Below are 20,669 nucleotides of genomic sequence, written 5' to 3'. Positions count from 1 at the left end.
GATCACGACGTCGTACTCCTTCTTCGGCTCGGGGCTCCTCCACTGCCGCTCCCAGTTCTCGTGATACGACAACCCGTTGCGGAACAGACTGAATATCGAATAGTGGCTCATCTTGCGGACCCCTTGCTCGTTACCTTGATCGTTACCATTAGCATTCGATGACGTTCACGGCCAAACCACCGCGCGACGTCTCCTTGTATTTCGTTTTCATATCGGCGCCCGTCTCGCGCATCGTCTTGATGACGTTGTCGAGCGTGACGTAGTGCTGGCCGTCGCCCTTGAGCGCCATGCGCGAGGCGTTGAGCGCCTTGATCGCGCCCATTGCGTTGCGCTCGATGCAGGGAATCTGCACGAGACCGCCCACCGGATCGCAGGTCATGCCGAGGTTGTGCTCCATGCCGATCTCGGCGGCGTTCTCGACCTGCAAAGGCGTACCGCCCATCACGGCCGCGAGCGCTGCCGCCGCCATCGAGCACGCCACGCCCACTTCGCCCTGGCAGCCCACTTCCGCGCCCGAGATCGAAGCCGTTTCCTTGTAGATGATGCCGATGGCCGCAGCGGTAAGCAGGAAGTCGACGATGCCCTTTTCGTTCGCGCCCGGCACGAACTTCACGTAGTAGTGGAGCACCGCGGGAATCACGCCAGCCGCGCCGTTGGTGGGCGCGGTCACAACCCGGCCGCCAGCGGCGTTTTCTTCGTTCACGGCCATCGCGTAGAGGTTGACCCAGTCGAGCATCGAAAGCGGATCGCGCAGCGACTCTTCCGTGCGCGAACGCAGATGCACCGAAAGATCGGCGGCGCGGCGCTTCACGCCCATCGGGCCAGGCAACAGGCCGTGCATCTTGCAGCCGCGCTCCACGCAGGCGGCCATCGTGCGCCAGATGCCCAGCAGCCCTTCACGCACTTCTTCGGCCGGGCGCGACGCGCATTCGTTGGCGAACGTCACTTCCGCGATCGAGAGGCCGCTCTCGCTGCACACGCGCAGCAGGTCGTCGCCGGTGCGGAACGGATACGGAACCTCGTGGCCGCTGCGCACGCCGTTCACGCGGTCGCCGTCGCGGTTCACGACGAAGCCGCCGCCCACCGAGTAATACTCTTTCTCGACCAGCAACTGGCCGTTTTCATCGAAAGCCTGAAAGCGCATGCCGTTCGAATGCAGCGTGTTCGCGCCGCCCATGGTCTTGCGATAGAAGCCGATGCCGTCCTTCTCGTCGAAGCGGATCGACTGCTTGCCGAGCAGCACGAGCGTCTTTTCCGCGCGAATCGCGGCGAGGCGCGGCTCGATGCGGTCGGGGTCGATCGTGTCGGGCAGGTTGCCTTCGAGACCGAGCAGCACGGCCTTGTCGGTGCCGTGACCCTTGCCCGTCGCGCCGAGCGAGCCATACAGCTCGACCTTCACGCGGCGCACGAAGGCGAGCAGGTTGGCGTCCTCGATATGGGACGCGAAGCGGCACGCGGCGACCATCGGTCCGACCGTATGCGAGCTCGAAGGCCCGATACCGATCTTGAACAGGTCGAAGACGCTGACGTTCATCTGACGATTCCCTTTATTTACCTGGTGACCTGGTTAAAACGTGGCGTGGCGCGCAAGGGTTGGAAATTGCACGGCTGACGTTAGACGCTAGTAGATCAAAAGCGCCAATGCGTCAGATAGAACAAAAACGCCATTGCCGTTGGACGCCCGCGCCAGCAGGGCTTTCGGCCCGATTGGAAATGCGTTTTGGCGATGATTCACGGCGTAAAAACACAAATCGGCGGGACCGCCGCTTGGCCGTCCCGCCGATGCTGAAATGCGATTGCTGCGCCGCAGCGCGAGCGCGCCGCGATCCGTGCAGGGCGCCTGGAAAGCGCTCAGAACGAATGCCGCATGCCGATGCGCACGTCCGCCTGGTTCGTGCTCGAAGACGGCGTGAAGCTGTAGCCGATCACGGCGTCCACGCCCTGCGAAGCCTTGAGCCAGTCGCCCGAGAGATAGATGTCGGTGCGCTTCGAAAGCAGGTAATGCAAGCCCGCCGAGATCATGTTCCAGTGATTGCCGTCGAAATGCGTGTACTGGTAGCCGCCAATCAGGCTCACGGCGGGGTTGATCTGCCAGTTCGCGCCGCCTTCGGCCACCTGCATGTGCTCGCTCTGCCCGAACGCCTTGATCTGCGTGTACGTGAAGTCGCCCGACAATGTGACAGGGCCGACCACATAGCTCGCGCCTACGCCAAACGCGCCTTGCTTGTCCACCGGGAACGGATTGCTCGCATAGAGATCGGTGACGGCGCCCGTGGCCGGGTCCACGCTCACGGTGGGCTTGCCAAAGAACGTATGCGTGCCGATCATCGCGTACGGGTCGAATGCGTAAATGCCGGACGGGTTGTTCAACTGGGTATAAGCCGTACCCATCGAAAAATTGCCGTTCTGGTATTGCGCGCCCACGCTCCACGCACTGCCCGTGTGGAAATCGCCTGGCGTATTGCTGAACGAATACATGCCGCCGAACTGGAAGCCGCCGTAGGTATTCGAAGTGAACTTCACGGAGTTGGGCAGATGGTCGCCGTTCATGCGGTCGAAGTCGCCCTGGTTGATGGCGTAGCCGCTCGCCCATGCGGAAATGTTGTACGTGTAGACCATATCCTGCGTCATGTCGGACTGGTTACCGAACGTGAGCGTTCCCCAATCGCTCTGCAGGCCTACATATGCCTGGCGCCCGAACAGCGAGCCGCCGTTGGTGAGTTGCCCGTTGCCGATGTGAAAGCCGCTTTCCAGCGTGAAGATGGCCTTGAGGCCGCCGCCCAGGTCTTCGGTGCCCTTGATGCCCCAGCGATTCGAATACGAAATGCCGTCGTCGAACTTCACCTGGTGCGAACCGCCCGCATTGCTCACGTAAGTCACGCCTGCATCGAGGATCCCGTACAGCGTCACGCTGCTTTGAGCATGGCTCTGAGTGGAGAGCGAGGCTACCGCGAGTGCGATGCCAGTCAATGCCGCCGCTTTTACTTTCTTCATGGTGTAGGTCTCTCTTGCCTTGCGATACGGTTGAAAGGCCGCACAAAGAAACATGCCCAATGCACGCCTTATGCGGATTGAGAGAACGTACAAATCCAAATCTCGCGCGACTTTCGCGCACACGACGCGTACTTGGGGAAATGCGCCGCCCTGCTATGACGCCGTTTTTATTGATTGATCGTTCAATAAAAAAAGTCTAGAGTGAGGACCTTCCCAGGACCCCGCCCTGAAGAATCGCCATGCCCAAGATCGGAATGCGCGACGTCCGTCGTGCGCAACTCATTGATGCGACCCTGCAATCGATCGACCAGTCCGGACTGTCGGGCACGACGCTTGCCACGGTCGCACAGCACGCGAAAATTTCCACCGGGATCGTCAGTCACTATTTTGGCGGCAAGGACGGCCTGCTCGAGGCCACCATGCGCCACATCCTGCGCGATCTCTGGGAAGCCACCATGCGCCGCCGCATGGCGGCGAAAGACGAGCCACGCGCGCGTTTGCGCGCCATCGTCGCCGCGAATTTCGACGTCTCGCAGGTGAATACGCCGGTCATGAAGACCTGGCTGGCGTTCTGGGCCGAGAGCATGCACCAGCCCGCGCTGCGCCGCCTGCAGCGCGTGAACACGCGCCGGCTCTATTCGAACCTGTGCGCGGAGTTCGAGAAGGTCTTGCCGCGCGCGGCCTCGCGGCGCGCGGCCACGGGACTTGCCGCCATGATCGACGGTCTGTGGCTGCGCGGCACCCTCACCGGCGAACCGTTCGACACCAAGGCCGCCCTGCGGGTCGCCAACGAATACATCGATTTGATGCTCGAAATGCGTGCCAAAGCGCGCTCGGGCAAGTCTGCTTAATCACGGAAGCACTGGAAGTCACGGAGTTATCGACCATGTCTGTCTACCCGCTCGAACGCCTCTTCATTGATGGCGCATTCACCGACGCCACCAGTGGCGAGACCTTCGAAACGCGCGATCCCGCCACCGGCGAAACGCTGGCGACAGTGCAGCAGGCCAGCGCCGCCGATATCGACCGTGCCGTGCAATCGGCGCGCGCCGGCCAGCGCGTGTGGGCCGCCATGACGGCCATGGAGCGCTCGCGCATCCTGCGCCGCGCGGTCGAACTGCTGCGCGCGCGCAACGACGAACTCGCCGCACTGGAAACGCGCGACACGGGCAAGCCTATTTCCGAAACGAGCGCCGTGGACATCGTCACGGGCGCCGACGTGATCGAGTACTACGCAGGGCTCGCCACCGCCATCGAAGGCCAGCAAATTCCGCTGCGCACCGATTCGTTCGTCTATACGCGCCGCGAGCCGCTGGGCGTCACGGCCGGCATTGGCGCATGGAATTACCCGATTCAGATAGCGTGCTGGAAGTCGGCCCCTGCGCTGGCCGCCGGCAATGCGATGATCTTCAAGCCGAGCGAAGTCACGCCGCTGTCCGCCTCGAAGCTCGCCGAAATCTATCTCGAAGCCGGCGTGCCGCCTGGCGTATTCAACGTGGTGCAAGGCGACGCGCGCGTGGGCGCGATGCTCAGCACGCATCCCGACATCGAGAAAATCTCGTTCACGGGTGGCGTGGAAACGGGCAAGAAAGTCATGGCCGCGGCCGGTGGCTCGTCGCTCAAGGAAGTGACGATGGAACTGGGCGGCAAGTCGCCGCTCATCGTGTTCGAAGACGCCGATCTCGATCGCGCCGCCGACATTGCCGTCACCGCCAACTTCTTCAGCTCGGGCCAGGTCTGCACCAACGGCACGCGCGTGTTCGTGCATGCGTCCTTGCTGCCCGAATTCGAAAAGCGCGTGGTCGAACGCGTGGCGCGCATTCGCGTGGGCCACCCCGGCGACCCGGCCACCAACTTCGGCCCGCTCGCAAGCGCAGCGCAGCTCGACAAGGTGCTCGGCTATATCGAAAGCGGCAAGCGCGAAGGCGCACGGCTGCTCGCAGGCGGCGAGCGCCTCGCGGACGGCGAATTCGCGCGCGGCCAGTATGTGCAGCCGACCGTGTTCTCCGCCTGCCGCGACGATATGAAGATCGTGCGCGAGGAAATTTTCGGCCCGGTCATGAGCATCCTGTCGTTCACTGAGGAATCCGAAGTCATTGCGCGTGCGAACGACACCATCTATGGCCTCGCCGCTGGCGTAGTCACCGAGAATCTGTCGCGCGCGCATCGCGTGATTCATCGCCTGGAAGCGGGTATCTGCTGGATCAACACCTGGGGCGAATCGCCCGCGGAAATGCCCGTGGGCGGCTACAAGCAATCGGGCGTGGGACGCGAGAACGGCATCACGACGCTCGAACACTACACGCGCATCAAATCCGTTCAAGTGGAGCTGGGACCGTATCGGCCCGCTTTCTGAGCGAATTCGAGGGAATTGGAGGAGACACGGCATGGCAGCGCAAGAGTACGACTACATCATCATCGGCGCGGGATCGGCGGGCAACGTACTCGCCACGCGCCTGACCGAGGACCGCGACGTCACGGTCCTGCTGCTGGAAGCGGGCGGACCCGACTACCGCTTCGACTTCCGCACGCAGATGCCGGCCGCGCTCGCGTATCCGTTGCAGGGCCGCCGCTACAACTGGGCCTACGAAACCGACCCCGAGCCGTTCATGGACAACCGGCGCATGGAGTGCGGGCGCGGCAAGGGACTCGGTGGATCGTCGCTGATCAACGGTATGTGCTACATCCGCGGCAATGCGCTCGACTACGACGGCTGGGCCGAGCGCAAAGGGCTGGAGAACTGGAGCTATCTGGACTGCCTGCCCTACTTCCGCAAAGCAGAAACGCGCGACGTGGGCGCGAACGACTACCACGGCGGTGAAGGCCCCGTGCATGTGACGACCAGCAAGCCCGGCGTGAACCCGCTGTTCGAAGCGATGGTCGAGGCCGGCGTGCAGGCGGGCTACCCGCGCACCGACGACCTCAACGGCTACCGCCAGGAAGGCTTCGGCCCGATGGACCGCACGGTGACGGCCAAGGGCCGGCGCGCGAGCACTGCGCGCGGCTACCTGGACCAGGCGAAGCAGCGGCCCAACATCGATATCGTCACGCACGCGATCACCGACCGGATTTTGTTCAGCGGCAAGCGCGCGAACGGCGTGGTGTTTCTCGACGGCGGCGCGCAAGTGACGCGCTACGCGCGCCGCGAAGTGCTGGTGTGCTCTGGCGCAATCGGCTCGCCGCAACTCTTGCAGCGCTCGGGCGTGGGCCCCGGCGCATGGCTGCGCGAACTCGGCATTCCCATCGTGCTCGATCTGCCCGGCGTGGGACAGAATCTTCAGGACCACCTGGAAATGTATATGCAGTACGAGTGCAAGGAACCCGTATCGCTCTACCCCGCACTGCTCAAGCGCAACCAGCCTGCCATCGGTCTCGAATGGATGCTGCGCGGCACCGGCATGGGCGCGAGCAACCATTTCGAGGCGGGCGGCTTCATCCGCACGCGCGACGACGATCCGTGGCCCAACATCCAGTATCACTTCCTGCCCGTTGCGATCAATTACAACGGCAGCAATGCGATCAAGATGCACGGCTTTCAGGCGCACGTCGGCTCGATGCGCTCGCCGAGCCGCGGCCGCGTGAAACTGCGCTCGCGCGATCCGAATGAGCATCCGTCGATTCTCTTTAACTACATGTCCGAAGAGCTCGACTGGCGCGAATTCCGCGACGCGATTCGCATCACGCGCGAGATCATCGCTCAGCCGGCGCTCGATCGTTATCGTGGGCGCGAGTTGAACCCCGGCGCGGAGCTCAAGACCGACGCGCAGATCGACGCCTTCGTGCGCGGGCGTGCCGAGACGGCATTTCATCCGTCGTGCTCGTGCAAGATGGGTTATGACGACATGGCAGTGGTGGATGCGGAAGGCCGCGTGCACGGCATCGATGGACTGCGCGTGGTGGATGCGTCGATCATGCCGCTCATTACCACGGGCAATTTGAACGCGCCGACGATCATGCTTGCGGAGAAGATTGCTGACCGGATTCGTGGCAGGAATCCGCTTGCGCGGTCGACGGCGCCGTATTACGTGGCGAATGGCGCACCGGCGAGGGGTGGGGATTTGCCGTTGCGGTCAACGGGGGGCAAGGAAATGAAAGCGGTGCAGAGCGCAGCAAAACGGAAGGCGCACAGCGTATCGTAATCTCGCCATTCCATCGATACCTGAATAATTGAGTATCCCTGGCGGACCGGAATCGAAGCACGGCGATTCCGGTCCGCATGCATTTATACGAGCGAAATCCTCAGGGATTTTCCGCATGCCGCTGCGTATTTTCGCAGCGTCGCCAGCGAGGGCGAATGCTTTTCGCTCGCGAGCGACGATTCCAGGCGGGATACCACGGACGTGGTGGTGCCCATGCGCTCCGCGACCTGCGCCTGCGTGAGACCCGCTTCCTTGCGGGCGGTGAGCAGCGCGTCAAGCGCGGTGAACTCTTCATCCAATGCTTCATACGCAGCCCTGAACGCCGAGTGCTGCATCATCCGCTCAATATCTGCTTTCGTATGCGGGACAGGATCGTACCGATCCTCGAGTTCGCGCTTCACTCTCGCCTTAGCCATTGTCCAAAACCTCCTTCAAGCGTTTTCCGAATACGAGAAGTTTGCTGGACGGCGGCGGCGGAACAATGAGCCTGCGCAGGAATAGGGCAAATAACACGCCCCAAAACAAAACAGCGTCACGCAGCACCGCAACTCCCGATGCCCGCGTGACGCCGCAAAACCAACCACCTGAAAATTAAACCCGCCCCGCTACGCCCTCGCAGCAAAATAATGCGAAACCGCAATCGTCAACGCGGCGCCAATCAACGCAGCATAAGGCAACATATCTCGCCACTTGCCGCGTGCGGGAATCTCCACTTCCATATCGAGCGCACTGCCCGCCGGAAATTTGCCGCGATCCTGCCAATAATGGCGATATGCAAACACCGGCACGATCAGCAGCATCGCGATCAAGCCATCGCGCAGCGTATTCTCTCCTTGCAGATTCGCACCCGCACCCACGAACACGAGATTCGCGTAGCCACACAGCGCGCCCAGCCCCAGCAGCCAGGTCGGGCAGCGGAACGGACGGTCCCAGGTCGGACGATCCATGCGATGAATCCAGCCCGATTGCAGGTTGAGAAACACGAACAGCATGTAGCAGACGTTCGAGATGGACAGCACCGTCATGTAGTCGGACATCGCCAGCAGCACGAGGTTGAAGCCCAGATCGGTCCACATCGCGGCGGTCGGCGCGCCGTGTTCGTTCACGCGCGAGAGGTAGCGCGGCAGCCAGCCGTCCACCGATGCCTGGTAGAGCGTGCGCGAGGACCCCATCATCGAAGTCATCACGATCAGCAGGATCGAGAGCATCAGCATCACCACCACTGCGTTGCCGACCCATGCGCCGCCGCCCACGATGGACGCCATTGCCATGCCCACGCCGGTGCCGTCGCCAATGCGCGGATCGAGCATGGCCTGCATGCCGAGCGAGCCCTGGAAGGCGAGCGGCACGAGCGTCATCACCACGAGGCACAGCGCGCCCGACCAGAAGATCGCGCGTGCGGTGTCGCGGCGCGGGTCGCGGAATTCGCGCGTGTAGCACACGGCGGTCTCGAAGCCGTACGAGGCCCAGCCAGCCATGAACATGGCGCCCAGCGCCATCACCACGCCCTTGCCGTTCCATGCGCCGAACACCGAGGCGCTCAGATTGCCCTGCGCGTCGTGGCCGAGCGGCAGCAGCGGGAAAAGATGTGTGGCGGGCACGTCGCCGGTCACGAACGGCACGAGGCCCACGATCAAAAGCGGCGTAAGCGAGGCAATGCCCAGAATCTTCTGCGTTTTCGCGGCCTTCGATGCTCCACTATGCTGAAGCCGGAACGTGATGAGCAGGAACGCCGCCGCAATCATAAAAGTCGCGTTGATGCGCAGCGTGAGGCCGGGCTTGATGAAGTCGAGGTTCGCGAGCGTCCAGTGCCATTGCAGAATGGCCGCATTGGGAGCGAACAACGTGGAGAGCGCGTAATTCGCGGCGAGGCCGCAGCCGAGCGCGAGCATGGGCGACCAGGCGAGCCAGTTGCACCACACTGAAACCGGCGCAATCGTCTTGCTGTAGCGGACCCAGCCGATCGCTCCGTACACCGAAGCGCCGCCCGATTTATGCGGGAACAGGCCGGAAATCTCGGCATAAGTGGCGCTTTGCACGAGGCCCATCGTGATCGATGCGATCCAGATGGCCCATGCGGGCTGGCCGATGGTCGCGCATACGCCGCCGATTGTGAACAGCACACCCGCCGGTACGCCGCTTGTGACCCAAAATGCGTCTTTCCATGTGAGGCCACGCTGCAATGCGTGGCTGTGGTCGCTTCGTGCGCCAACTTCGTCGGCACCCCGCGCACGTATTCCAGCCTGCTCCATCCAATTCCTCCTGAGGTCTTACGCTAACTAAACAAAATTCCCGCGCCAATTGGGGCCTTCAGGGATCGCCAAGGGCGTGCAATTGCACGGTTCGCCCTTGACGCCCTGCGCCCCGGCCATTCGCAAGAGGGTGCGAACGGCGGCGGCGTGCCTGAAAGTCAGGTTAGTGCGCGCCCAGATACGCGCGCACGGCGGGCAGACCCGGCTTGCCGTCGAGGGTCGTAACCCCGGCGAGCCATTTGTCGAGCATCTGCGGATTGGTCTTGAGCCAGTCGGCAGCGGCCTTGTTCGGGTCCTCCTTGGCCGCGATAGGCACCATCAAATGGTTCTCGATGGCCGTCGTGAACTGCAGGTTGGAAACGAACTTCGCGACGTTCGGGCAGCGCGTGCTGTAATCGGGCGGTTCCGCGGTCAGCACCTTGGCCGCGCCGTAATCGGGCCCGAATACGTCGTCGCCACCCGTGAGGTAATCGATCTTCATCTGCACGTTCATCGGATGCGGCTCCCAGCCGAGGAACACGATCCACTGCTTGTCGCGCACGGCGCGGTTCACCTGCACGAGCATGCCCGCCTCGCTCGACTCCACGAGCTTGAATTTGCCAAGGCCGTACTGGTTCCCGGTGATCATCTTCTGAATCAACTGGTTGCCGTCGTTGCCCGGCTCGATGCCGTAGATCCGGCCCTGCAATTTGTCCGCGAACTTCGCGATGTCCTGGAACGAATGGAGGCCGGCCTGGTACACGTAGTCGGGCACCGCGAGCGTGTATTTGGCGCCGGTGAGGTTAGGCGTCGGCAGCACCTTGATCGAGCCTGATTTCGTGAATGGCGCGATCATCGGGTCCATGGTCGGCGACCAGTAGCCGAGGAACACGTCGATCTGCTTGCTCTTCAGGCCCGCGAACGTGATCGGCACCGAAGCGATGGTCTTGGTAGGCTCATAACCGAGCCCGGCGAGTATGGTGGACGCCACACCGGTGGTCGCCGCAATGTCGGTCCAGCCAACGTCGGCGAAGCGCACCGCCTTGCATTCGGCGGGATCCGCCGCATAGGTGCTGGAACAGGCGGCTGCGGCGAACAACAGCGCACAGGCCTGCAGGGTCTGGAATCGGCTCATCTTCGTCTCCTCGAGATTTGCACAGCGTCGATCGGTTCCGCATGGAAGGGATGGCGGCAAACTCGCGGACGGACTGCGTGTGGCCCGGTGCAAGCTGCGTGCCCGCCCCCGCTTCCTTGGCCCGATACCCACTGTGATGGGGCTTACGGGAAGAAAGAAAACGAAGGCGTGCATCCCACGGTCAATAGTCGTTCGGCAAAAAGCGGATCAACGTAGCAATTGCGACGAGGTCTTGCGCAGATGCGACAACTGGGGGCTGTGAACGCCGTGTGGCAGGGTTTTAAGTTGATTGAACGATCAATCGAAATACGGCGGAGTCGGGGTTGACCCGAAATGCATGAGCGAAATTGCAGCGTTGCTTTCAGCAACACTGCAATCGCATAACGGGTTATTTCCTCTGCTTTCGATTGATTTACATTGAAGGCGAATAGAGGTCTGCAGGGCTGGGAACGCTCCCGTCGACAGTCAATTACAGTCGGCTTTTATTATTCAGGATTCCGATTTATATAGCTTCGGATCGCAGATAATCCGATGCACGCCAACACGGGTCCACGCGGTTACGCCGGCGGCCAAACTACGCGCCCAACGCCTCGAATCCCGCCACCAGCGCATCCAGCAAGTGACGAACGGCGGGCACCATGCCTCGCCGCGTGGGGAAGATGGCGTGCACGAGCCCCGGTGTCGTCGAAAGCTCGGGCAACAGATGCAACAGACGTCGAGCCTGAATGTCGCCGGTCACCTGCTCGCGCGGCAGCATCGCCACGCCCACGCCATTTCTCGCCGCGACCCGCAGCGTAGCTAGATCGTCCGTCGCCAGCCGTGGACGATGCGCCCACGCAATCGCCCGCCCTCCGGCATCCACCAAGTTCCAGACGTACTTCTCGCTGCTGTTCGCCATCGAGAGCGTCGGCCAGGTCTTCAGCGCTTCGATCGACTCGGGCGCCGGATAGCGCGCCGCCAATTCAGGCGCGGCAACCAGAATATGAGCCGACAAACCCAGTTGCCGGACCGCGAGGTCCGTGTTTTCCAGCGGCGCCGGCCGGACCCGAATCGCGAAGTCCAGTCCTTCCTCGACCACGTCCACGCGCCGGTTGGTTGCGTCGAGCAGCACCTGGACCTGCGGGTTGTCTTCGATGTAGCGCGAGAGCATTGCCGCAATGCCCGAGTCCAGCAACGCCACCGGGCAACTGATGCGCACCGTGCCTTGAGGCTGCGTCCGGGTCTGCTCGACGATGTCCTTTGCGGCCTTCGACTCCGCCACCATCGCCACGCAATGCTGATGAAACTGCCGCCCCGTCTCCGTGAGCGACAGGCTGCGGCTCGTGCGATTGAGCAGACGAATACCCAGTTCCTCTTCGAGTGCGCGAATGCGCCGGCTGAGCTTCGAGGTCTGCACCCCGAGACTGCGCGCGGCAGCCGTGAAGCTTCCATGCTCGACCACCAGCACGAATAGCCGAAGGTCGTTGAGGTCGGTGATCTGGCTCGTCGGCATCCCCACTCCTCGCCAATTCGTTGCTTCAAGAGCAATGATAGCTTGCTAAAGCGGACATATGCACGCGATCTTTGCGCGTATAGCATTCCTCCATCGCAAGCCTCATCTGAGGCGCACGAACAAGGAAGCCGCCATGCTTGAACATCGACGCTGGGCATCGCTGGACGCAGCCGACTACGGCTGGCTGCGCGCGAAATACCATTTCGCCGGGGCCGGCCTACCGGTGAGTCCGGATGGCAACGCCGCACATCGCGCGCTCGGCCCGCTGATCGTCTGGAACGACGACGAAATTGCGGTCGGCGGCGGTTTTCCGGAGCATGGGCACCGCGACGTGGAAATCGTGACCTATGTGCGCCAGGGCGTGCTCGGTCATCGGGACACGCTCGGCTCGGAAGGGACGATTCGCGCAGGCGACGTCCAGGTCATGAGCGCGGGCACCGGCATCCGCCACTCTGAAGTCAATCAGGGCGACCGGCCGCTCAAGCTCTATCAGATTTGGCTGCAGCCGCGCAAAGCCGGCGGCCAACCCGCGTGGGACACCAGGTCGTTTCCGAAACACGATCGATCGGGCCGTTTCGCCGTGCTCGCGAGCGGCTTTCCCAACGATGAAGGCGCACTGCCGATCCGTGCGGACGCACGTCTCTTTGGCGCGACGCTGAAAGCGGGCGAGCGCGTGCGGCATGTGTTGCCCGCCGCGCATCAGGCCTATCTCGTCGTTGCATCGGGACGCATCGAGGTGAACGGCGAAAGCATGAACGCGCTGGACGGCGTCGCGATCGCGAACACGGCAGCGCTCGACATAACCGTTATCGAAGATTCTGAGTTGGTGATGGTGGCCACCCGCTGAGATTTCCTTTCTTCATTGCTCACCAGGTGGTTTAAATTTTTGGAGAGTGTCATGGATAGCTATAAGTTTCTTCCCTTGCTGGGGCGTGTTTTGATCGGCGCGCCGTTCCTGATGAGCGGGCTCGGCAAACTCGCTGCGTACTCCGCCACCGTCGGCTATATCGCGGCGGTCGGGCTGCCGGTTCCACCGCTTGCGTATCTCATCGCCGTGATCGTTGAAGTGGGTGGCGGACTGCTGCTGATCTCGGGTTATCGCGCGCGCGGCGTGGCGCTGGTGATGGCGCTGTTCTCGCTGGCAACTGCCCTCGCCTTCCACCACCACTTCGCCGACCAGAACCAGATGATTCACTTCCTGAAGAACGTGATGATGGCGGGCGGCTTGCTGCAGATCGTCTACTTCGGCGCGGGCGCATTCAGTCTGGACGCGCGGCTCGCACGCCCGGCCCCGCGCACGGCAACGCTTCGAGCCAGTTGAGAAGCCGCGCGGGCCGGTTGACCGTGTCCCGGCCCGCCGGCTGCTTCGATCGATGGAAACCGTAAAGGAAACGTCATGAGCGAACGCATTCATGAACTGCTTTATCGCAATCTTCAGGAAGTCTTTGGCGAGGGTGACGCTAAACGTCGCCGCGCGGCCATCGAGGCGCTCTATACCGAAGACTGTGTGATCCACACGCCGGCGGGCTCGTTCGTCGGACATGATGCGCTCGACCAGTTCGCCGGCGAACTTCGCGCCACCCACCCGCATTTTGCCTACACGCCGCACAGCAAGGCCCAGGCGCTCGCGAGCGCAGGCCGCCTCGCCTGGGGCTCCGGTCCGCGCGGCGGGGCGCCCGAGTACACGGGCGTGGACGTCGTCACGGTCCGCGACGGCAAAATTGAGGCACTCTACGTCTTTCTGGATTCAACGCCGACGTAGCAGCATTACTGCTTCCCTCGCTTTCCCACCGCGGTTTCGCCGCAACCATGCAAAAGGAGTGGCAAATGTCCAAAGTCCTGGTGCTGTATTACTCATCGTATGGGCACATCGAAACGCTCGCCGGCGCCATAGCCGAAGGCGCGCGCTCGGCCGGCGCAACGGTCGACATCAAGCGCGTGCCGGAAACCGTGCCCGAAGAAATCGCCAAGGGCGCGTATTTCAAGCTCGATCAGCAGGCGCCGGTGGCGACCGTCGCCGAACTCGCCAACTACGATGCGATCGTCGTGGGCACGCCCACGCGTTTCGGCCGCATCTCTTCGCAAATGGCGGCGTTCCTCGATCAGGCGGGCGGCCTGTGGATGAGCGGCGCGCTCAATGGCAAGGTGGGCGGCGCGTTCACGTCGACGGCCTCCCAGCACGGCGGGCAGGAAACCACGCTGTTTTCGGTCATCACCAACCTGCTGCACTTCGGCATGACGATCGTGGGCCTGCCGTACAGCCACCAGGGGCAGATGACGTTGGATGAGATTGTCGGCGGCGCACCCTATGGCGCGACGACCATTGCCGGCGGACAAGGCCAGCGCCAGCCGACTGAAATCGAGCTTGCCGGGGCGCGGCATCAAGGCGAGTTGATCGCCAAAACGGCAAACAAGCTGTTCGGCTAACCGGAATGCAAAAGGCCGGTCAGTCTGCCTGACCGGCCCGTTCCCCCACCACCCGGCATGCGCGCGCAATCAAAAACGACCACAAGAATCAGCGCATTTCCCGGTCGATATCGCGCCGCAAGACAATCGACGTCGTCAGGTCATCAACCGTCTCATAGTTCGCGACCCAGTCACGGACACGATTGAGGCCGTCGATATTGCCCGCCTCGATCTCCACGATCAGATCCAGTTCGCCACTGACCGACGACACGCGCCTGACTTCCGGCTGCTCCGCCAGCATGTCGAGCAGTTGATTCGCCGGGGTCCGCTTGAGGCTCACCATCAGAATCGCGCGAATCACATTGGGGTTGATCTCGCCGATGTCCGCGCGATAGCCCCGTATCACACCGCTCCTCTCGAGATTGGCGACGCGCTCGCTCGTGGCGCTGCGCGACAGCCCGATGCGGGCCGCCAATGCCTTCAATGCAATGCGGGCGTCCTTGGAGAGGACAGTCAGAATCTCACGATCAGTTGCATCAAGCTCACGCATCAGGCACCTTTCCTGTCCACCGAATACATGCCGGTTCATTCCGACATTCTGCCGGGCATTCCGGCAACATACATGATGTCGTAAAACCCATCGCATGCCAACATACGGTCAGGATGCGCGTTCAACATAGCGCCGGCCCGGCCGGGGCGCTTCCCGGCAAGCCGTTGGCCTCGGCCTGACTCGCCGACCGGTCCGCTTTGCCCGGGCGTCTTCCCACGACTTCCGAGTCTGCGCATGACTTTAAATACGGATTCCTGATTATCACCGTTCTAAACGCGCCTTTTGCCAATCCACGCTGGAAGCACGATATGACCGATCTCTCTCGTCCCGCACCTCACTACACTGTCGCCGACGCCGAAAAGCTCAGCCAAGAAATTTTCGGCGTGACAGCAACAGCTTCCTTGCTCGATGGCGAGCGGGACCGGAACTTCCGTCTGAAAACGGGAACTGGCGCGGACTGGATTCTGAAGGTCGTGAACGCCAGCGAACCGAAGGTCGAGAGCGAACTCCAGACGGCGCTGCTGCACCACCTCAACGAGGCCGGTTCGAGCATGCTCGTCCCGTACCTGAAGCCGAGCCTGTCCGGCAAACTGCTGGCGTCGACGATGTCTTCGACCGGCGAAGAGCACGCCGTGCGGCTCGCGAAATGGATTCCGGGCACGCCGCTGGCCACGGTCGAGCGCAGCTTCGACCTGTTGCGCAATCTCGGCCGTGCGATGGGCGATCTCGATCGCGCCTTGCAGGGGTTCATCCATCCCGGTGCGTTGCGCAATCTGGATTGGGACGTCCGGCACGCAGCCCGGGCACGCACGCGTTTGCACTTCGTGCGCGATGACGAGAAGCGCTCGATGCTCGAACGCTTTATCGCGCGCTTCGAAAACCACGTAGCGCCAAAGCTGCCGCGCCTGCGCGCCCAGGTCGTCCATAACGATGCCAACGACTGGAACGTGCTGGTCGACGAAGCCGATCACAGCAAAATCGCCGGATTGATCGACTTCGGCGACGCCGTGCATACGGTGCTGATTGCGGACGTGGCGATTGCATGCGCCTACTCGATCCTCGACACCGAAGATCCGATCGGCGCAGCGGGCGCGCTGGTGGCCGGGTTTCACGAGCAGTATCCGCTTCTGCCGGAAGAGGTCGATGTTCTGTTCGATCTCATCGCCATGCGGCTCGTGATCAGCGTGACCTTCTCGGCATCGCGCCACGACCGCACGCAAGACAACCCCTATCTCGCGATCAGCGAGGCGCCCGCGTGGCGGCTGCTGCACCGGCTCGACGCGATGAATCCGCGCTTCGCCACGGCCATTCTGCGCAAGGCTTGCGGGTTCGACGCAGTGGAAGGCGCGGGAGCCACGCGCCGCTGGATTGCCGCCAACACCCGACACTTCGCCCCGATCGTGCGTCCGCATCCGGCCACCTTGACCAAGGCCCTCGTTCCGTACGGCGATGCCTCGCACGAGATGACGATCGACTCGGCCGCGCAGCGTCCCGACCAATCCACCGCGTGGTGGAAGGACTTCTGCGAGCGCCATCATATTCAGCTAGGCGTGGGACCGTGGGGCGAAAAGCGCACGGTCTACCGCAATGCGGCGTTCGAATCGCGATTCATCAGCGGCCAGCATCGCGTCCATCATCTGGGTGTCGATCTGTTCATGCCGGCCGGCACCGCGGTCTACACGCCGCTCGACGCCACGGTGCGCAGCGTTCAGATCGCGCCCGAGCCGCAGGACTACGGCGGGCTGATCACGCTCCTGCACGAGCCGCAAGGCTGCCCGCCTTTCGTCACGCTCTGGGGGCACATGGGACACGAAGCGCTCGCGCGCCTGAAGACGGGCCAGAAGCTGGCCGCGGGCGATCTCGTCGGCCACATGGGCAGAAGCGACGAGAACGGCGGCTGGACCCCGCATCTGCATTTCCAGGTGTCGACGGACGTGAGCTTGTCGGCCACCGAAGTGCTGGGCGTGGGCGAGACTGCCTACCTCGATGTCTGGGCCGATATCTTTCCCGATGTTGCCGCGCTGGCCGGCATTCCGCCCGAGGCATTCAAACAGACGGGACGCACGCGCGCCGAACTCGTCGAGCGCCGCAAGGCCGTGCTGCTGCCCAATCTATCGATTTCGTATGCGGAGCCGATCAAGTTCGTGCGCGGCGACGGCGTCTGGTTGATCGATCATCGCGGCCGCGCCTATCTCGACTGCTTCAACAATGTCTGCCATCTCGGCCATGCGCATCCCGATGTTGTGGAGGCCATCACGCGGCAAGCCGCGATCCTCAATACCAACACGCGCTATCTGCACGACACGATCGTTACTTACGCGGAGCGCCTGACCGCCACGCTGCCCGCAGGGCTTTCGGTGGCCTCGTTCGCGTGCTCGGGCAGCGAAGCGAACAGCTTGATGCTGCGCATGGCGCGCAACCATACCGGCAACCGCGATGCGCTGGTGCTCGACTGGGCCTATCACGGCAACACCCAGGAGCTGATCGATCTGAGCCCGTACAAGTACAAAAGCAAGGGCGGCAAGGGCAAACCTGACCACGTATTCCAGGCCGATATTCCCGACAGCTACCGCGCGCCAGCGGACTGGCCGCTCGAAGAGCATGGCAAGCGTTTCGCGCAGAGCGTCGCCGAACAGATCGACGCAATGAAAAAGCTGGGCCGCAAGCCCGCGCTGTTTCTGGCCGAATCCATTCCCAGCGTGGCGGGGCAGATTTTCTTGCCCGATGGTTATCTGCAAGAGGTCTACGCGATGGTGCGCGCCGCCGGCGGCCTGTGCGTCGCCGACGAAGTGCAGGTCGGCTTCGGCCGTGTCGGCAGCCACTGGTGGGCCTTCGAAATGCAAGGCGTGGTGCCCGATATCGTCACCATGGGCAAGCCCATCGGCAACGGTCATCCGATGGCCGCGCTCGTCACCACGCGCGAGGTGGCTGACAGCTTCAACAATGGCATGGAATACTTCAACACCTTTGCGGGCAATCCGGTGTCGTGCGCCGCGGGTCTCGCCGTGCTCGATGTGATTGAACGCGACGGTCTGCAGCGCAACGCGCTCGAAGTCGGGAACTACCTGCTCGATGGCTTCCGCGCCATGCAACAGCGCTACGAAGTCATCGGCGACGTGCGCGGGCAAGGCCTGTTCCTCGGCATCGAACTGGTGCTGGACCGCAAGACCCGCGAACCCGCGACGGCCCTCGCGAAGCAGATCTGCGACGGCGCACGCGAGCGCGGCGTGCTGATGGGCACGGAAGGCCCCTTCGACAACGTGCTGAAAATGCGCCCGTCGATGATCTTCAGCCGCGCCAACGCGGACCATTTGCTCAGTGTGCTCGGCGACAGCATCGAAGCCGCGCTGCGCTAACGAAGGTGATCTGTGGCTACCGCCGGGCGGCAGCCGAACCGGCAATATGCCGGTCAGTTCCGACGCAAATTCCGATCTGCGGACACATTGCCGGGTGTCCGCCCACTAGAACTATGTCAAGATTTTCACGACTTACAGGCTTGGCATAGACAAACAATCAATACTGGAGGAGACGACTTCCATGATTCTCAATCTCAAGCGCCTGATCTCGATGGCAACGACGGCTGTCGCGCTGTCGTTTTCCGTTCACTCCGCCGCCGTGGCCGACGAACTCCAGACACTGAAGAGCACCGGCGAGCTTCGCATCGCGATGAGCGGCCAATACCCGCCGTTCAGCTTCGCCAACGACAAGAACGAGATCGTCGGCTTTGACGCCTCGATCGGCGAGGAACTCGCCAACCGATTGAAGCTCAAGCCCGTCATTGTGACGGCGCCTTTCGACGGCATCATCGGCGGCCTGCTGGCGAAGAAATACGACATCGTGGTTGCCTCGATGACGATCACTCCCGCGCGCGAAAAAGCCGTGGACTTCGTGGGCCCGTACTACCACGTCGAACGCGTTGCCGTGGTCTCCGCGAATTCTCCCGTTCAGAAAATCGATCAACTCAAGGGCAAGACCGTCGGCGTGATTCTCGGCGACACCAACGACAAGTGGGCGCAGGCCCAGGACGGCTGGACCGTGCGCACCTACAAGGGCCTGCCCGAGATGTTGATGGAGCTTCAGAGCGGCCGTATCGACGCCATCGTCATGGACAGCGTGCCGGTCATGGTCGCGGTGAAGGAAACCGGCCAGAAGGTCAGGATGCTCACGATCACCAGTGCGCAAGCCGCACCGGACAGCATCGGCATCGCAGTCCGCAAGGGCAATCCCGAGTTCAAGGTGGCGTTGCAAAAGGCGCTCGACGACATGAAGGCCGACGGTACCTACGAAAAAATCTCCAAGAAGTGGATCGGCAGCGATATTCGCTGAGCGTTCTTGCATGACCGGCCCCCGCCGCTGCGGGCCGGTCGAGTGCGCCCCTGGAGATTTTCATGGATCTTGCAATGACCTTGATGCTACGAACCCTGCCGTTTTTTCTGGAGGCGGCCTGGGTAACCGTGCAGATTTCGGCGCTTGCGCTGTTGATTGGGCTCGTCGTGGCCGTCGTGCTGGTGGCCGGACGCCTTTCGGATAACCGGGTCCTGCGCACGCTTTCCACCACGTACGTCAGCATCTTTCGCGGCACGCCCAATCTGGTTCAGCTCTTCATTCTCTATTTCGGCGGCACGCAGATCGGGTTGAACCTCGATCCCTTCACCGCCGGGTATATCGCGCTGGGCCTGAACATTGCCGCTTACATGTCGGAGTCCATTCGCGGCGCGATCGTGAATGTCGAGCGCGGACACATCGAAGCCGCGCGCTCGATCGGGCTGTCGCGCGCGCAAACGATGTGGTTCATCGTCTTGCCTCAGGCGGCCCGGCTGATGATACGGCCGCTCGGCGTCAACACGATCGGGCTCATCAAGGGATCGGCACTGGTTTCAACCGTGTCCGTGGTCGAGCTGACCTATACCGCGCAACGCTATATCGGCTCCACCTACAAGCCATTCGAAATCTTCGCGATTGCGGCCGTCCTGTACATGATCATCATCTACGTCGTGGCGCGGGTCGTCGATCTGCTCGACAAACGCTTCGCACCCCGCTGAGGAAGCACGGATGTCACCACTCGATTTCAGTATCGTCTTTCCCTACACCGGGCTGCTTCTCAAGGGCCTGATGTGGACGGTGATCCTCACCGTCATGTCGTCGTTCCTGAGCCTGGTTTTCGGCATTGTGTTCGCGCTTGCCGTGCTGTACGCGCCCGGCTTCGTGCGCTATCCGGTGCGCCTTTTCATCTGGCTGTTCATGGGCACGCCGCTTTTGCTCCAGCTCTTTCTGATTTACTTCGGGCTCGCGCAAATTGGCATCGACATTCCCGCTTTTGGCGCCGGCATCATCGGGCTCAGCCTGCATTTTGCGGCGTATAACGCGGACGTGATCCGCGCGGGCATCGTGTCGGTCGATCATGGCCAGACCGAGGCCGCACGCTCGATCGGTTTTGGCCGTGGACGCACGCTGCTCCATATCGTGATTCCGCAAGCGGTTCGCAAAACCATTGCGCCCATCGGCAACAACATGATTGTCCTGTTGAAGGATTCGTCGCTGGTTTCGGTTCTCGGCATTGCCGAACTCGTCAATAGCGCGCAACACGCCATTAGCGACACGTTCAGTCCGTTTGAATTTTATCTAAGCGTCGCCGTGCTTTATTACCTGTGCAATCTGGCGATGGAATCCGGGCTGCGGCGAGTGGAAAAAAATATCGAGGTGACGCGATGAGCGCATTGCA

18 protein-coding genes are annotated in these 20,669 nt (G+C 62.4%); 11 read left to right on the top strand and 7 right to left on the bottom strand.

Going from position 1 to position 20,669, the window contains the following annotated elements; all coding sequences use genetic code 11:
• Window positions 1-148: 148 nt before the first annotated feature.
• Together HV773_RS31100 and HV773_RS31095 are read right to left on the bottom strand one after the other, a co-directional pair.
• Window positions 149-1,534 carry an L-serine ammonia-lyase gene (locus HV773_RS31100; RefSeq protein ID WP_129563964.1) on the bottom strand — a complete coding sequence of 462 codons (1,386 nt, stop codon included), beginning with the start codon at window positions 1,532-1,534 and terminating at the stop codon, window positions 149-151.
• 317 nt (window positions 1,535-1,851) lie between these two features.
• A complete protein-coding gene (locus HV773_RS31095; protein ID WP_129563963.1) occupies window positions 1,852-2,994 on the bottom strand; it encodes a porin in 1,143 nt (380 codons plus the stop codon).
• Window positions 2,995-3,233: 239 nt separating this feature from the next.
• Here HV773_RS31095 and betI point away from each other — a divergent pair, with 239 nt between their 5' ends.
• Genes betI through betA form a run of 3 tightly spaced genes read left to right on the top strand, consistent with a single transcriptional unit; the run spans window position 3,234 to window position 7,133 of the window.
• The gene (gene betI, locus HV773_RS31090) at window positions 3,234-3,845 is read left to right on the top strand and encodes a transcriptional regulator BetI (protein WP_129563962.1); all 612 of its coding nucleotides are present in this window, start codon (window positions 3,234-3,236) and stop codon (window positions 3,843-3,845) included.
• 35 nt (window positions 3,846-3,880) lie between these two features.
• A complete protein-coding gene (gene betB, locus HV773_RS31085) occupies window positions 3,881-5,350 on the top strand; it encodes a betaine-aldehyde dehydrogenase (RefSeq protein WP_129563961.1) in 1,470 nt (489 codons plus the stop codon).
• Window positions 5,351-5,381: 31 nt separating this feature from the next.
• Window positions 5,382-7,133 (top strand): choline dehydrogenase, encoded by a 1,752-nt coding sequence (betA, locus tag HV773_RS31080; RefSeq protein WP_227875436.1) that lies wholly within the window; start codon window positions 5,382-5,384, stop codon window positions 7,131-7,133.
• Window positions 7,134-7,216: 83 nt separating this feature from the next.
• On the opposite strand, the gene HV773_RS31075 is transcribed toward betA, so the two are convergent.
• From HV773_RS31075 to HV773_RS31060, 4 genes are all read right to left on the bottom strand, one after another.
• Window positions 7,217-7,534, bottom strand: coding sequence for a helix-turn-helix domain-containing protein (locus HV773_RS31075; RefSeq protein ID WP_377730546.1), 318 nt, complete (start codon window positions 7,532-7,534; stop codon window positions 7,217-7,219).
• Window positions 7,535-7,738: 204 nt separating this feature from the next.
• On the bottom strand, window positions 7,739-9,385 hold the full coding sequence (locus HV773_RS31070; RefSeq protein WP_129563959.1) for a trimethylamine N-oxide permease: 1,647 nt from the start codon (window positions 9,383-9,385) through the stop codon (window positions 7,739-7,741).
• A 163-nt stretch (window positions 9,386-9,548) separates the two neighbouring features.
• On the bottom strand, window positions 9,549-10,499 hold the full coding sequence (locus HV773_RS31065; RefSeq protein ID WP_129563958.1) for a choline ABC transporter substrate-binding protein: 951 nt from the start codon (window positions 10,497-10,499) through the stop codon (window positions 9,549-9,551).
• Window positions 10,500-11,073: 574 nt separating this feature from the next.
• Window positions 11,074-11,991, bottom strand: a complete 918-nt coding sequence (locus HV773_RS31060; protein WP_129563957.1) for a LysR substrate-binding domain-containing protein — start codon at window positions 11,989-11,991, stop codon at window positions 11,074-11,076.
• Window positions 11,992-12,124: 133 nt separating this feature from the next.
• On the opposite strand from HV773_RS31060, the gene HV773_RS31055 reads away from it, so the two are divergent.
• The 4 genes from HV773_RS31055 to wrbA all read left to right on the top strand — a co-directional run bounded on the left by HV773_RS31055 (window position 12,125) and on the right by wrbA (window position 14,418).
• Window positions 12,125-12,838, top strand: coding sequence for a pirin family protein (locus HV773_RS31055; protein WP_129563956.1), 714 nt, complete (start codon window positions 12,125-12,127; stop codon window positions 12,836-12,838).
• Between the two features lie 51 nt (window positions 12,839-12,889).
• Window positions 12,890-13,312, top strand: a complete 423-nt coding sequence (locus HV773_RS31050) for a DoxX family protein (protein ID WP_129563955.1) — start codon at window positions 12,890-12,892, stop codon at window positions 13,310-13,312.
• A gap of 75 nt (window positions 13,313-13,387) precedes the next feature.
• Window positions 13,388-13,753, top strand: coding sequence for a nuclear transport factor 2 family protein (locus HV773_RS31045; RefSeq protein ID WP_129563954.1), 366 nt, complete (start codon window positions 13,388-13,390; stop codon window positions 13,751-13,753).
• A 65-nt stretch (window positions 13,754-13,818) separates the two neighbouring features.
• Window positions 13,819-14,418: an NAD(P)H:quinone oxidoreductase gene (wrbA, locus tag HV773_RS31040; RefSeq protein WP_129563953.1), complete on the top strand. Its 600-nt coding sequence runs from the start codon at window positions 13,819-13,821 to the stop codon at window positions 14,416-14,418.
• Window positions 14,419-14,506: 88 nt separating this feature from the next.
• Here the strand turns inward: wrbA and HV773_RS31035 are convergent, their stop codons facing one another.
• Entirely contained in the window at window positions 14,507-14,947 is a 441-nt protein-coding gene (locus HV773_RS31035) for an Lrp/AsnC family transcriptional regulator (RefSeq protein WP_129563952.1), read from the bottom strand.
• A 308-nt stretch (window positions 14,948-15,255) separates the two neighbouring features.
• On the opposite strand from HV773_RS31035, the gene HV773_RS31030 reads away from it, so the two are divergent.
• The 4 genes from HV773_RS31030 (at window position 15,256) to HV773_RS31015 (ending at window position 20,659) form a co-directional block, all read left to right on the top strand.
• Window positions 15,256-18,303 (top strand): aminotransferase class III-fold pyridoxal phosphate-dependent enzyme, encoded by a 3,048-nt coding sequence (locus tag HV773_RS31030; RefSeq protein ID WP_129563951.1) that lies wholly within the window; start codon window positions 15,256-15,258, stop codon window positions 18,301-18,303.
• 181 nt (window positions 18,304-18,484) lie between these two features.
• Window positions 18,485-19,273 (top strand): transporter substrate-binding domain-containing protein, encoded by a 789-nt coding sequence (locus tag HV773_RS31025; RefSeq protein WP_129563950.1) that lies wholly within the window; start codon window positions 18,485-18,487, stop codon window positions 19,271-19,273.
• A gap of 62 nt (window positions 19,274-19,335) precedes the next feature.
• Window positions 19,336-19,989, top strand: coding sequence for an amino acid ABC transporter permease (locus HV773_RS31020; protein ID WP_129563949.1), 654 nt, complete (start codon window positions 19,336-19,338; stop codon window positions 19,987-19,989).
• 10 nt (window positions 19,990-19,999) lie between these two features.
• A complete protein-coding gene (locus HV773_RS31015) occupies window positions 20,000-20,659 on the top strand; it encodes an amino acid ABC transporter permease (protein ID WP_129563948.1) in 660 nt (219 codons plus the stop codon).
• The last annotated feature ends 10 nt before the right edge of the window (window positions 20,660-20,669 follow it).

Origin of the sequence: Paraburkholderia caffeinitolerans (assembly GCF_902859945.1) — a bacterium.
Classification (GTDB): Bacteria; Pseudomonadota; Gammaproteobacteria; order Burkholderiales; family Burkholderiaceae; genus Paraburkholderia; species Paraburkholderia caffeinitolerans.
This window is presented reverse-complemented; position numbering and strand designations above follow the sequence as displayed.